The sequence below is a fragment of the Massilia sp. LjRoot122 genome (assembly GCF_964252725.1).
In the GTDB taxonomy this organism is placed as follows: Bacteria; Pseudomonadota; Gammaproteobacteria; order Burkholderiales; family Burkholderiaceae_D; genus Telluria.
Genome location: NZ_CAXUPB020000001.1, coordinates 4196115 through 4208955, shown reverse-complemented (window position 1 = coordinate 4208955; position 12841 = coordinate 4196115). Strand labels below are relative to the sequence as shown.

14 protein-coding genes are annotated in these 12841 nt (G+C 65.0%); 7 read left to right on the top strand and 7 right to left on the bottom strand.

Annotated features, from left to right (window positions below; translation table 11 throughout):
- Positions 1-27: 27 nt before the first annotated feature.
- From ACSQ25_RS18450 to ACSQ25_RS18440, 3 genes are all read right to left on the bottom strand, one after another.
- Positions 28-873: a glycine-rich domain-containing protein gene (locus ACSQ25_RS18450; RefSeq protein ID WP_436107120.1), complete on the bottom strand. Its 846-nt coding sequence runs from the start codon at positions 871-873 to the stop codon at positions 28-30.
- A gap of 244 nt (positions 874-1117) precedes the next feature.
- Complete coding sequence (locus ACSQ25_RS18445) at positions 1118-2938, bottom strand: CHASE domain-containing protein (RefSeq protein ID WP_436107119.1); 1821 nt, start codon at positions 2936-2938, stop codon at positions 1118-1120.
- Between the two features lie 244 nt (positions 2939-3182).
- Positions 3183-4940, bottom strand: coding sequence for a glutamine--tRNA ligase/YqeY domain fusion protein (locus tag ACSQ25_RS18440; RefSeq protein WP_436107118.1), 1758 nt, complete (start codon positions 4938-4940; stop codon positions 3183-3185).
- A 143-nt stretch (positions 4941-5083) separates the two neighbouring features.
- Here ACSQ25_RS18440 and ACSQ25_RS18435 point away from each other — a divergent pair, with 143 nt between their 5' ends.
- The 6 genes from ACSQ25_RS18435 (at position 5084) to ACSQ25_RS18410 (ending at position 9071) form a co-directional block, all read left to right on the top strand.
- Positions 5084-5227 carry a hypothetical protein gene (locus ACSQ25_RS18435; RefSeq protein WP_436107117.1) on the top strand — a complete coding sequence of 48 codons (144 nt, stop codon included), beginning with the start codon at positions 5084-5086 and terminating at the stop codon, positions 5225-5227.
- Between the two features lie 106 nt (positions 5228-5333).
- Positions 5334-5624: a DnaJ domain-containing protein gene (locus tag ACSQ25_RS18430; protein ID WP_436107116.1), complete on the top strand. Its 291-nt coding sequence runs from the start codon at positions 5334-5336 to the stop codon at positions 5622-5624.
- Positions 5625-5670: 46 nt separating this feature from the next.
- Complete coding sequence (locus ACSQ25_RS18425; RefSeq protein WP_436107115.1) at positions 5671-6180, top strand: hypothetical protein; 510 nt, start codon at positions 5671-5673, stop codon at positions 6178-6180.
- The gene (locus ACSQ25_RS18420) at positions 6177-6962 is read left to right on the top strand and encodes a hypothetical protein (protein ID WP_436107114.1); all 786 of its coding nucleotides are present in this window, start codon (positions 6177-6179) and stop codon (positions 6960-6962) included. Before ACSQ25_RS18425 ends, ACSQ25_RS18420 begins: the two co-directional genes overlap by 4 nt.
- A 17-nt stretch (positions 6963-6979) precedes the next feature.
- A complete protein-coding gene (locus ACSQ25_RS18415) occupies positions 6980-7852 on the top strand; it encodes a hypothetical protein (protein ID WP_436108105.1) in 873 nt (290 codons plus the stop codon).
- 10 nt (positions 7853-7862) lie between these two features.
- Positions 7863-9071: an MFS transporter gene (locus ACSQ25_RS18410; protein WP_436107113.1), complete on the top strand. Its 1209-nt coding sequence runs from the start codon at positions 7863-7865 to the stop codon at positions 9069-9071.
- Here ACSQ25_RS18410 and ACSQ25_RS18405 read toward each other — a convergent pair.
- The 3 genes from ACSQ25_RS18405 to ACSQ25_RS18395 form a co-directional block, all read right to left on the bottom strand.
- The gene (locus ACSQ25_RS18405; protein WP_436107112.1) at positions 9057-9599 is read right to left on the bottom strand and encodes a DUF2812 domain-containing protein; all 543 of its coding nucleotides are present in this window, start codon (positions 9597-9599) and stop codon (positions 9057-9059) included. The two genes, ACSQ25_RS18410 and ACSQ25_RS18405, sit on opposite strands and share 15 nt — an antisense overlap.
- Positions 9596-9934 (bottom strand): PadR family transcriptional regulator, encoded by a 339-nt coding sequence (locus tag ACSQ25_RS18400; RefSeq protein WP_436107111.1) that lies wholly within the window; start codon positions 9932-9934, stop codon positions 9596-9598. Before ACSQ25_RS18400 ends, ACSQ25_RS18405 begins: the two co-directional genes overlap by 4 nt.
- Before the next feature lie 94 nt (positions 9935-10028).
- Positions 10029-11030 carry a lysozyme inhibitor LprI family protein gene (locus ACSQ25_RS18395; protein WP_436107110.1) on the bottom strand — a complete coding sequence of 334 codons (1002 nt, stop codon included), beginning with the start codon at positions 11028-11030 and terminating at the stop codon, positions 10029-10031.
- Between the two features lie 207 nt (positions 11031-11237).
- Here ACSQ25_RS18395 and ACSQ25_RS18390 point away from each other — a divergent pair, with 207 nt between their 5' ends.
- Entirely contained in the window at positions 11238-11561 is a 324-nt protein-coding gene (locus ACSQ25_RS18390) for a hypothetical protein (RefSeq protein ID WP_436107109.1), read from the top strand.
- On the opposite strand, the gene ACSQ25_RS18385 is transcribed toward ACSQ25_RS18390, so the two are convergent.
- Positions 11562-12815 carry a CaiB/BaiF CoA transferase family protein gene (locus ACSQ25_RS18385; RefSeq protein ID WP_436107108.1) on the bottom strand — a complete coding sequence of 418 codons (1254 nt, stop codon included), beginning with the start codon at positions 12813-12815 and terminating at the stop codon, positions 11562-11564.
- Positions 12816-12841: the final 26 nt, after the last annotated feature.

Sequence of the window (12841 nt, the reverse complement as noted above, 5' to 3'; positions counted from 1 at the left end):
CGCCACACCGGCCGTAGAGGGAGGGAGTCAGGCCGCGTGCGACAGCTCCCTGCCCGGTGCGGCGCAATATTCCACGGCATCAGACTGCGCCTGCGACGGCTTTCCCGGCGAGGAACAGAAGGCGTACGCGGCATTGGCGGCTTCGCGTGGCTTTCCCGGCGAGGAGCAGAATGCGAATGCGGCGCTGGCGGTTTCGCGTGGCTTGCCTGGCGAGGAGCAGAACGCATACGCGGCGCCGGCGACTACGCGTGGTCTGCCCGGCGACGAGCAGAATGCGTACGCCGTGCTGGCAGCTTCGCCCGGCTTGCCTGGCGAGGAGCAGAACGCATACGCGGCATCGGCCGTTTCGCGTGGCTTGCCCGGCGAGGAGCAGAACGCATACGCGGCATCGGCCGCTTTACCCGGCTTGCCCGGCGAGGAGCAGAACGCGTACGCGGCGCTGGCGGCTTGGCCCGGTTTGCCCGGCGACGAGCAGAATGCATTCGCAGCGTCGGATGCAGGCGAGACGCCAAATTCCGCTTCGTAGATCTCGCGCATGCGTTCGCCCCCAGCAGCGTGGTCGTCGTCATTTGCATCGGCGCCGATGCCGACGTACGGATAGTGGTGCAGGAAGTAGCCGAACACGGCTTCGCAGTCCTGCGCATACTTCATCGTGTCGAGGATGTGATAGTGCCAGAAGGTGTCGACGTCGACGGTCGGCGAGGCCTGGGCGTCGGGGTATTTCTTCATCAGGAAGAGGAAGCGGCGGTACTCCGTTTCCACAGCATCGGCCCGTAACGCGGACCAGCCCTCACCGGATTCCACATGCATCAGTTTCATTTTGATCGGAGCGAGATCGAGTGCTGCGAAGGCTGCGAATTCGTTAGTCGACATAGTTATCACCTTTTTTTGTAGAGCTGTTGTTAAGGCATTCTTTTTAATCCCTAGTGTTGAAGCGGTACGTCAGAGAATCCTCCTCAAAGAACGTGGCGCGTTTATCGGAAGCCAAGAACTGCGTCTTGACCGGTGGCAGTGATAACTATTGTCCTGCGCCCGGTCAGGCTTAATGTTGAGTTCTGTCAACCGAGAAACAGCTGTGCTGAAACGAGACAACATGGCGGCACATCTGCTGCATGTGTCAGGCGATGGCCGGCAACACGACATCGCTGTCGTGTGCACGGAAAGCGTTCGTCCCGGGCAGATATCCGTCCACGGGAATGGTGACGACGATGGTGGTGCCGGTGTCCGGCCCGCTGCTGATCGAGAAGCTGCCGCCGAGGATGTTGATGCGCTCCTCGATGCCGACCAGGCCGAAGGAACCGTTGCGGTTGCGGCTGCCCGGCTGCATGCCGATGCCGTTGTCGCGGATCGTCATGGTGAGCATGTCCGCGTGCCGGTGCAGGTCGATCCTTACCTTGCTCGCACGTGCATGCCGCGCCACGTTGTTGAGTGACTCCTGCAGGATGCGGAACAGCGCGGTGGCCGACTGGTCGTCGATGTGGTATTCGGTTTCGTCCTCGACCAGCTCGCACGCGATGCCGGTGCGGCGCGCGAAGTCGCTCACCTGCCAGTCCACCGCCGCATTCAGGCCGAGGTCGAGCACGTTCGGCCGCAGGTCGTTGATGATCTGGCGCACGCTGCGGATGGTCAGGTCGATCTGGCGCACCGTCGCGCTGGCGCGCTCGTGCAGACGGCCGTGTTTGTCGCGCGTGCGGTTGGCGAGGAACTCGGCCTCGATCTTCAGCGCCAGCAGGTTCTGCGCGAGCTCGTCGTGGATCTCGCGCGCGATGCGTTTGCGTTCGGCTTCCTTGATCTGTTCCGCGTGCGCAGCCAGCTGGCGCAGCTTCTCGTTGGTAGCCTGCAGCTTGCCCTGGCTCGCGCGCAGTTCGCGCGTCATGTCCTCGGCCATCCGCAAGGCGCTGCGGCGCGAGGAGGCCATGGTCTGGAATAGCGCATACAGCAGGGCCGTGCTGAGCGAGCCGGCGAGGGCGGCCATCCAGGGGTAGTAGAGGTCGAAGCGCGTGTACAGCGCCGACTTGGCGACGCTGAAATCGGCGCGCCACTGGCGCTGGTTGAATTCGATCGGCAGGCTGGCCTTCAGCAGTTCGGCGTCGTCGGACACGGCCGGCGGCAGGCTTTCCGCCGCATGGCTGTCATAGAGGACCGCGCTGATCCGGTTCTCGCCCGGCTCCTGAGGCACATCGTTGAGGTCGGTGAGGACCAGGCGCACTCCGCTGACAGGGAAACCCTCGAGAACGCCGTTGACCATCCTGTTGACGCCGAAACCGATGCCGACGGAGCCAAGATAGGCGGCGCGGCGCTGGGAGACGGTGTCGATCGGCATGCCGCCGCGGTACACCGGCAAGCGCATCGCGAGCACGTTCTGAATGGGGCCGGGCAGTACTCTGACGCGGAAGCCCGAAGCGGCGATGGTATTGTAGTCCCGCGACTGCGCCGCCGTGCGGCGGATGTAGCTGCGCGCTTCCAGGTCGAGGCCGAGCTTGTCGAGCGTTTGCGGGGTGGCCGGTTCCATGTAGACGAGAATCGTGTAGCTGTCGCGGCCGGGCAGGGGACGAAGTTCCCTGGCAGGCTCCGGCATGCCGTACTGGCGCAGCCGGTGCCGCACGTCCGCGTCCACTGCCTGCAGTTCAGCCGGGCCGACGCTGCGGGCGTAATTCATGACTTCGATACCGGGGAAATTGCGCGGCGTGTCGAGCTGCTCGACGTAGTGGCGGAATTCGTCGGGACCGACCTCGTTACTGGCGCGGAACAGCCCGGCCGCGCCGCGCAGGACGTCGGAATAACTCTTGATGCGGGCGTCGATCGCGAACTGGGCGGTGCGCGCCATGCCGCGGAAACGCGTCTGGGCGTCACTCTCGATCGCCTTGGCGGTGGCCAGGTAGAGGACAGTGCCGACCGCCACCGACAGCACGGCCCCGGTCAGCATCGTCGTTGGCATCACGACCAAATGGGATGAGGGGCGGCGGGGGAGCATGGTCCGTAATCTCGCTTGCTAGGTGGATGCGTCGCGATAATGCGACATACATTCCTACGCTAAGCTTGTTTACAGAACCAAGTACCTATCAGGCTTAATAGGTATGGCAGAAAAGCAACGGAAGTGAACGAAATGGAAACGTTTCGTAAGGAGGGGAGCGCGCCATACCGCCGACTCTCCCGTCAGCAGTATGGCGCGATGGCAGAACTTACTTGCCCCAGCTGTCCTTCAGCGTCGTCACGCGGTTGAACACCGGCTTGCCCGGCTGCGAATCGACGCGGTCCGCCACGAAGTAGCCGTGGCGCTCGAACTGGAAGCGCTGGTCGGCCGCGGCATCCTTCATGCCCGGCTCCAGGTAGGCGGTCACGGTCTCGAGGGCGTTCGGGTTGAGCGCGGCCTTGAAGTCCTTGCCGCCGGCGTCCGGCTGCGGCTCCGTGAACAGGCGGTCGTACAGGCGCACCTCGGCTTCGAGCGCGGTGGCCGCGCTGACCCAGGTGATGTTGCCCTTGACCTTGTAGTTGTCCGCGCCCGGCGTGCCCGACTTCGAATCCTCGAAGTACTTCACGTGCACCGCGGTCACCTTGCCGTCTGCATCCTTGTCGAAGCCGGTGCACTCGACCACGTAGCCGTACTTCAGGCGCACGCGCGCACCCGGCTGGTCGCCGACCGGCGGGGTGAAGCGGTGGTAGCCCTTGGTCGGCACTTCCATGAAGTCTTCCTGCTCGATCCACAGTTCGCGCGTGAAGGGGAAGGTACGCACGCCCAGTTGCGGATGATGCGGGTGGACCGGCGAGGTGCACTCGACCGATTCGCCTTCCGGGAAGTTGTCGACGATCAGCTTCAGCGGACGCAGCACCGCGATGGCGCGCGGCGCCTTCGGATCCAGGTCGTCGCGCAGCGCGCCTTCCAGGGTGCTCATGTCGATCCAGCCGTCGGCCTTCGAGACGCCGATGCGCTCGCAGAACAGCTGGATCGATTCCGGCGTATAGCCGCGGCGGCGCAGGCCGACGATGGTCGGCATGCGCGGGTCGTCCCAGCCGGTCACCACGCCTTCGTCCACCAACTGGCGCAGCTTGCGCTTGGAGGTGACGACGTAGGTCAGGTTCAGGCGCGCCATCTCGTACTGGCGCGGCACCGGGCGCGGGAAGAAGCCGCCGTCGGCCAGGGTGTCCACCAGCCAGTCGTACATCGGGCGGTGGTCCTGGAATTCCAGCGTGCAGATCGAATGGGTGATCGACTCCAGCGCATCCGAGATCGGGTGCGTGTAGTCGTACATCGGGTAGATGCACCAGGCGTCGCCCGTGCGGTGGTGGTGCGCATGGCGGATACGGTACAGGGCCGGGTCGCGGTTGGTCATGTTCGGCGAGGCCATCGCGTCTTCCGACATCTTGGCGCGCAGGATGTGCTCGCCGTCCTTGTACTTGCCGGCTTTCATGTCGCGGAAAATCTGCAGCGATTCTTCCACCGGGCGGTTGCGGAAGGGCGAGTTGGTGCCCGGCGTACCGAAGTTGCCGCGATTCTTCGCCATGTCGGCGGCGCTCTGGCTGTCGACGTAGGCCTTGCCTTCGCGGATCAGGTACTCCGCCATCTCGTACAGCTTGTCGAAATAGTCGCTGGCGTAGTGCAGGTACTCGCCGTCGCCTTGCTCCCAGCTGAAGCCGAGCCACTTCACGGAATCCATGATGGTGTCGACGTATTCCTGGTCTTCCTTCTCCGGATTGGTATCGTCGAAGCGCAGGTGGCAGCGGCCGTTGTAGTCGCGCGCCAGGCCGAAGTTCAGGCAGATCGACTTGGCATGGCCCACGTGCAGGTAGCCGTTCGGTTCCGGCGGGAAGCGGGTGATGACGGGCGGCATGCCTTCGCGCGCATGCGTTCCGGCCGCCAGATCGTTTTCGATAATGGCGCGCAGGAAATTGGACGATGGGGGATTGCCCGCAGCGGCCGGCGTATTCTTTTCGTTGCTCATGGAGAAAGAGTTCTGTATAGGTAAGTTGCGCACATTTTACCGTAATGCAGGGGGCAGCCGCCCCTGTATGTGGTGGAGCGCACGGTAGGCAGCGTTTGGTAGAGACATACTGGGGGCAGTCGCTTCATTCGCAAGGCTCAACCATGAAAACCCTCGCCACCCATCCGGACCTGGTCCGCGCCTGGCTGCTGGCCCTGGCCGGAATGCCGCTGCCCCCGGCAGCTCAGCCGGCTACTGCGCAGGCAGGTCCGCACACGCCGCCTCCAGTCCAGCCTTACCGCCGCTGAAGGCTTCCCGTAAAAGCGCCGGCCTCGCCAGCTTATCGCTTTATATAGGATAATCTCGGATTGGCCGTCTTGCGGCCCGCAGTGGCCAACTCTCGGGAGAGTCTCTTTGGAAAATTTATACGCGATCCTCGGCGTCGCCCCGAATGCCGGCGACGACGAGATCAAGAAGGTCTACCGCTCGCTGGCGATGCGCTACCACCCGGACCGCAACCAGGCCCCGGGCGCCGAAGCGCGCTTCAAGGCCGTCACCAAGGCCTACGAGATCCTGTCGGATCCGGTCAAGCGCGCCGAATACAACCAGAGCGTCAACCACCGCATCGTGCTCGATGCCGAGGCCGAAGCCTTCGAGCTGTGGCGCTCGGTATTCGCGCTGAACGGCGTGAATCTGCCGCACTAAGTTGCCGCACTGAGCTGCGCCCACCATTGAATCAACAGGACACACAATGAAAAACGTACATCCCGAATTTTCGTTCCAGTCACGCGAACTGGAAGGACAGATCGAGGGCACGCTGGGCGACCCGCCCAACAAGAAGAACTACGACATGATGGTCAACGCACTGGTGTCCGAGTACGCCGGCGGATCGGGCCTGGACGACGTCAACCTGATGGCCTTCGCGCTCGTTGATTGCATCAAGTTCAAGGATCCGAAAGGCCTGCTGCGTGAAGCCGCCGACTACGACGGCAGCATTCCTTCGCGCGTGTTCGCCATGGCCGAGTGCACGGGCGACGAAGGCCGCGCCATGTACGAGGCGATGACCGCGAATTATCCGGAACTGGCGCGCCAGGCCATCATCACGGCCTTCCTGTACAAGAACCAGGGCCGCTGGGACGACGAAGACCGCTCGCTCGACCGCCTGGCCGAAGGCGACGAGGGCGAGGACGACGACATGGACGACACGGCCGCCACCGACGACTTCACCCAGCTGTTCGATGCAGACGGAGAGCGCGAATGAGCGACGAAGGCAACAAAGCCAATCTGCCCGCGCTGACCAGGCAGGTCAGCGAACTGGTGCTGGCCGGCTCGCTCGAGCACGCCGAGGAGGCGTTCTCGAAGGCCGCCGACGAGCACGGCGACTACGCGGTCGTCGAGGTGCTGTCGACCCTGCCGCCCCAGGTCACTGCGCTGCACCTGTCCGGCTTCGACGGCGCCAAGACCTCGGTCGCGACCCTGCTGGTGCCGCCCAAGGCCTGGGCCGAGAGCCTGGCCTACATCGCCGCCACCTGGCCGGACAACCTGATCGAAGACGATCCGGAACGTATCGCCGAGAACCTGTTCAACCACGTGCACGGCATCGTCTACGCCAACGACGACGAAGACCGCCGCCACGAACTGCTGCAGGAAGCCTCGGCCACCGACTACGGCGCGACCGTGTTCGCGATCCTGTGGTCGCTGGCCCCGAAGGAAATCCTCGAGGTGGCCGGCGAAATCCTGGCGAAAGGCCGCTACGTGACGGGCCAGACCAGCAGCGACAGCGACATCGTGCCGCTGGCGGTCGACCTGGCCAAGGCCAGCGAAGACGGCTGGGAGCGTTCGCTGCTCGAGCTGTTCCCGGAATTCCGCCACAGCGCCGACCTGGCCGACGTCGAGCTGCCGGACGATCCGGACGAAGAATCGCCCTTCATGCAGCGCAACACGCGTGAACTGCTGTACCGCCTGCGCCGCCAGGTGCCCTCGGTGCGCAGCATGCCGCGCCGCGGCACCCGCCGCAGCATGGGCACGGACATCTTCTCGTGAGCGGGGCGACCGGAACGATGCTGCCCGCAATCGTCATCGAGAAGCTGCCGCGCCTGGTACGCGCCATCAAGCTGCTGCCGGGTGAAGCCACCGACGAGGAAACCGTGGTGCTGGCGGACGAACTGGCCGGCATCACCGCCATGGTGGCCGAGAAGTTCACGAATGACCGCACCGCCGAAGGCATCCAGCGCGCGCTGCTGCTGACCGTGGGCGGCGTCTCGCTCGGCCTCGAGCACCTGGTGGACAGCGACGACGACCTCGATGCGCTCGACATCCTGATCGAGGAGGGCGCCGAGCTGGTGTTCCAGCAGGGTTTCCGCCTGGTGAAGGACCTGTCCGCGCTGCCCGAAGACAGCCTGGTGGGCGAGTACGACGTCGACCCGATCTATTCCCAGCGCCGCCTGAAGGAACTCTTCGTCGACCTGTGCACGGCCGACCCGGGCGAGTCCTGGTCCGGCTACGAGCGTTATCTCGCCCAGCTGAAGCAGCGCCAGGGCGTGCAGGCGATCGTGCGCGCGGCCCAGTGGATCCGCCGCCATCACTACGAAGGCCCGATCAACGATCCGGACCTGAATGCCGAAGGCGTGCTCGCGCTGGCGATCATCTTCGCGGTCGAGGGCGGCGGGCGCATCACGGCGCGCACCGGCCAGAAGGAGTTCGAGCGCCTGGTGAAATCGGTGCGCAAGAACAAGCCGGACTTCGAAGCCGGCTGGGCCGAACTGATGGCGCAGGTGCCAGCCACCCACCAAGCCATCATCGCCGAGCGCATCGCCACCTACCGCGAGCACTGCACGGTGCTGCAACACATCGGTACCAAGGCGAGCATGAAGCAGCTCTTCACCGAGCTGGAAAACTACGCCGGGTCCGAGCTGGACGCGGATTTGCCGTGACGCATTTATCATGAGCCATGGGCGCGGTCCGATCGCGGCGGGAAGCCAGGAATTCCGCCGCATCAACCGCGCGATGGCCTTCGGCGGCTTTTCCGTCTTCGCATTGCTCTACTGCGTACAGCCGCTGATGCCGCTTCTGGCGCAGGATTTCTCCCTCACTCCCGCCCAATCGAGCCTGGCCTTGTCGGTGTCCACCGCGACGCTGGCGGTGGCGCTGCTGGCCTCGGGCAGCGTGGCCGACCGCATCGGCCGCAAGCAGCTGATGGTCGCCTCGATGGTCGGTGGCGCGCTGCTGACCTTGCTGTCGGCCTTCGCCCTCGATTACACCCAGCTGGTCGGCGTGCGCGTGCTGCTCGGCTTCGTGCTGGGCGGCCTGCCGGCGGTGGCGATGGCCTACCTCAGCGACGAGATCGAAGGGACCTCGCTCGGCCTGGCCATGGGCACCTACATCAGCGGCAGCGCCTTCGGCGGCATGAGCGGGCGGGTGCTGTCCTCGGTGATCAGCGACTTCGTCTCCTGGCGCATCGCGCTCGGCCTGCTCGGCGCGGCCGGCCTGTACGCCGCCTGGGAGTTCTCGCGCAGCCTGCCGCCCTCGCGCCACGGTGAGAGCAAACGGGCGCGGGGACCGGGCTTCCTCGACGGCCTGCGCACCCACCTGGCCGACGAGGGCCTGCCCTGGCTGTTCGTGCTGCCTTTCCTGCTGATGGGCTGTTTCGTGAGTCTGTACAACTACATCAGCTATCGCATGCTGGCGCCGCCCTTCGGCCTGAGCCAGAGCGCGGTGGGCGCGGTGTCGCTGCTGTATTTGCTGGGCATGTTCAGCTCGATGTGGGCGGGCAAGCTCGGCGACCGGCTCGGGCGGCGCAACGTGCTGTGGCTGTTCATGGGCGTGATGATCGCGGGGCTGCTGGTGACGCTGCACGATTCCATCGTCGCCATCGTGCTGGGAACGGGCCTGGCCACCTTCGGCTTCTTCGCCGCGCACTCGGTGACCAGCAGCTGGGTCGGGCGGCGCGCCAGAGCGCCGCAGGCCCTGGCCTCGGGCATCTATTTGTTCTGCTACTACCTCGGCTCGAGCGTGGTCGGCTGGTTCACCGGCTATGTGTGGCAACACTGGGCCTGGCCCGGCGTGGTCGCCGTGCTCGGCGCGCTGCTCGGCGTGGGGATGGGCATCGCGCTGCGGCTGCGGCGGCTGGCGCCGGCATCAGGCCGGCAATGAACCGTTCAGCGCGCGGACCCGCAGCCATAAGCGCAGGATCGTATAGGGCATGATCAGCAGGAACACGGCGAGCGCCCCGCAATACGCCACCAGGAAGGGCATGGACAGCTGGTCCAGCTTGCCCGGCATGTCGAGCAGGAAGAAGGTGACGAAGACAGGCATGGCGGCGGCCACGAAGGTGGCGAGCCTTTGCCTGAATTTGTTGGCCTTCGACGCATTGTCGGTGAACAGCGCCGGCGCCTTGCCGCGGACGACCGGGGTACGCCAGTAGTGCCAGCCGACCGTCTTCGCGGCCAGGGTCCAGCCGGCGTCCTGCATCAGCTGCCGGAAGGCCGGATCGTGGCTGGCGTTGGGGAAGTCGACGCGATACACGACGTCGGCCGGCTCGCCGCGGCGGAAGGTCCAGAAGCAGAAAGGGTTCACCTTGAGCAGGTGCAGGCCCTGCTGCGCCATGGAACGCAGCCAGTCTTCCTGCTGCTCGTCCTGGTGGGCCCAGAACAATTTAAAGATCCTTACCGTCGTGCTCACGCTGCTTCTCCCCGATTCAAAAATGACAGTGCAAACTGCCCGTTGCGTACCATGATGGTCAGCCGTTTTACCTGCTCGGCCAGGACCAGGCGGCCCTTGTCGGTCAGGCCGTAGGTCTTGCGCCGCTCCACTTCGCTGAGCTTCTCGATCAGTCCCTGCTTTTCGAGTGCGGCGAAGGCGCCGTAGAGCGTGCCGGGGCCGATGACCACCTTGCCCTCGCTCATTGCTTCGACCTGCTGCATGAGGGCATAGCCGTGCAAGGGTTCGCGCAGCGCCGCCAGCACGTAGAAAGTCGCTTCCGACAGCGGCAGGTATTTCGCGTAGTTGATGTCCACCGTGGCGTTCCGGTTGTGTGTCGTTGCTCGTTATATCGTGTGTCGATATATTAGCACCGCTGTCCTATCTGTCAACACATTTTCGGGCGCCGGCTCAGCGATAACGCAGCATGGCGTTCAACTCCGCCAGGCGCTGCCTCGTCAGTTCCACCGCGATCGCCTCGCGGCTCGCGCCCGAGGGCAGCTGGGCCCGGAACGCGAGGAAGGCGTCGCGGTAGGCGATCCAGCGCCGTTCGGCCTGGCGCACCTCGGTGCGCGTGATGGTCGACTCGCCGACCCGCTCCGGCTGTCCGGCTTCGGACGGCAGCGGCGACATCAAGGTTTTGTAAGCGGCGTTGAGTTCCCTGTCGATGCGCGCCAGGTCCTGCGGCGACGCGGCAGGCAGGCCCTTGTCGAGCACCCTGGCGAGCGTCCGGGCGAATTGTTCCTCGAGCTTTCCTTTGCGTGCGATCGCCAGACCGGGTGCCGCTGTGCCCTGCATGTCGGTCTCGGCTGCGGCTGCGTAACGGTCGGCCGCGGCCTGCAGTTGGGTGAGTGCGCGCCTTGCGGATGGCGGCAGCGCCGCCGCATGGCGATCCAGCCGCGCCTTGCGGATGCGCCCGGCCTGGCGCTCGCGGATGCCGGCGCACACGCTTCCCATATAGCCGCTGGTGATGTCGTCGCACTGGTCGAACACGGCGCCGGCCGGCTGCGGCTTGCTCAGGTGGGCGATGCGCGATTCCATTTCTGCTTTCGCGATGAATTCGAGCTTGCAGGCATGGTGGATAGCGATGTCGATGTCTTGCTGCACGCCGAAACCGTTCGCGTACAACATCATGAGGACGGCATCGTCCTGCTGCGCCAGCGCGCAGGCGCGCACCTGCCGCCATTCCGCTGCCGACGTGAGGGCCTGGCTGCGCTTGTCATAGTAGAGATCGCCGGCATTGCAGCCCTGCGCCGGCGTCTGGCCGCCCAGGCCGGGCGCACTGCGCCCTTCGACCCGCATGCATTGGCGGTACCAGGATTCGTCTTGGGAAAAGGGGACGCCGAAGTTGCCCGTGTTCGGATAGGGAGCGGCCTGCGCCATGCCGGCGAGCACGAAAACACTGAACAACATGCGGTGCAATGGTCTGGACATGGGCAAGGCACAGGCAAAGTGAATGATGGCATCACCTTAGCGCATTCCCGCAGTCCGCAAATCCTTGAATTCTCACTGCCCCAGAGTTGACGCGCGCACGGCTGAAATGCGTGCTTGATATCCCTGCTGGGAGGACTAAAGTGGTTGATTCCAGCGGGGTCACCGCTATACTTTCAGGAGGTCATCATGTTGCAACCTGCCGAAATTCAACAGCGTTTCACCCAGATCCAGCAGACGATCAACCAGGCCGAAGAAGTGACCCGGAACGACCAGGGTGCGCCGGAAGAAATCCGCGACTGCATCCAGAAGATCGCCCACGAAATGCCGGAAGCCCAGCGCGTGATGCAGTCGAACGACCAGTCGCGCATCGTGCAATGCATCGACCGGCTGGAAGAGATGGGCGACGAAGCCAAACGGATGTGCCGCAGCGGGCAGCCATCGCCCCAGGTCGCGTCGGTGGTGACGCGGGTGCATGACGTCCTGTCGGACCTCAAGCACCAGCTGCATTAATCAGACGATTCCCTTGCCGCGCAAGGCGGCAATCTCCGCCTCGCCGAGGCCCAGCACATCGCTCAATACTTCGTCGGTGTGCTGGCCCAGCAGGGGCGGGGCCTTGTCGCTGGTCGCCGGCGTGGCCGACATCCGGATCGGATTGCGCACCAGCTTGACCTTGCCTGCGCTCGGATGGGGCAGTTCGATCGCCACTTCGCGCGCCTGCACCTGTTCGTTGGCGAAGACCTCGCCGATGTCGTTGATCGGCCCGCAGGGCACGCCGACCGATTCGAGCAGGGCGATCCACTCGTCGCGGCGCTTTTCCTTCACCATCTCCGCCAGGATCGGCACCAGGGTGTCGCGGTTCTTCACGCGCAGCGGATTGGTCGCGAAGCGCGGGTCCTGGCCCAGCTCGGGCCTGCCGCCGGCTTCCACGAATTTCTGGTATTGGCTGTCGTTGCCGGTGGCGACGATGATATGGCCGTCCGCGCAGGCGAAGGTCTGGTAGGGCACGATGTTGGCGTGCGCATTGCCCCAGCGCTTGGGCGGCTTGCCGCTGTTCAGGTAGTTGCTGCCCATATTGGCCAGCATGGCCACTTGCGTGTCGAGCAGGGCCATGTCGATGTGCTGGCCTTCGCCCGTGCGGTCGCGGTGGGTCAGCGCGGCCAGCACGGCCACGGTCGCGTACATGCCGGTCATCAGGTCGGTCAGGGCCACGCCGGCCTTTTGCGGGCCGCCGCCCGGCAGGTCGTCGCGCTCGCCGGTGACCGACATCAGCCCGCCCATGCCCTGGATCAGGAAATCGTAGCCGGCGCGGTGGGCGTAGGGGCCGTCCTGGCCGAAGCCGGTGATCGAGCAGTAGACCAGGTCGGGCTTGATGGCCTTCAGGCTCGCGTAGTCCAGTCCATAGCGCTTCAGGTGGCCGACCTTGAAGTTTTCCAGCACCACGTCGCAGTGCTTCACCAGTTCGCGCAGCAGGGCCTGGCCTTCAGCGCTGGCGATGTCCACCGTCACCGAGCGCTTGCCGCGGTTGGCCGACAGGTAGTAGGCGGCTTCGCTGGTGTCGCGGCCTTCTTGGTCTTTTGCATAGGGCGGCCCCCAGGCACGGGTGTCGTCGCCGTTGCCGGGACGCTCGATCTTGATCACGTCGGCGCCGAGGTCGGCCAGGTTCTGCGAGCACCAGGGGCCGGCGAGCACGCGCGAGAGGTCGAGCACGCGGATGTGGCCGAGCGCCTTCGGCAGCGCGGCGGAAGAAGTACCGGAATGCGTCATCTTGTTCCTGCTGGGTTGTATAGTCG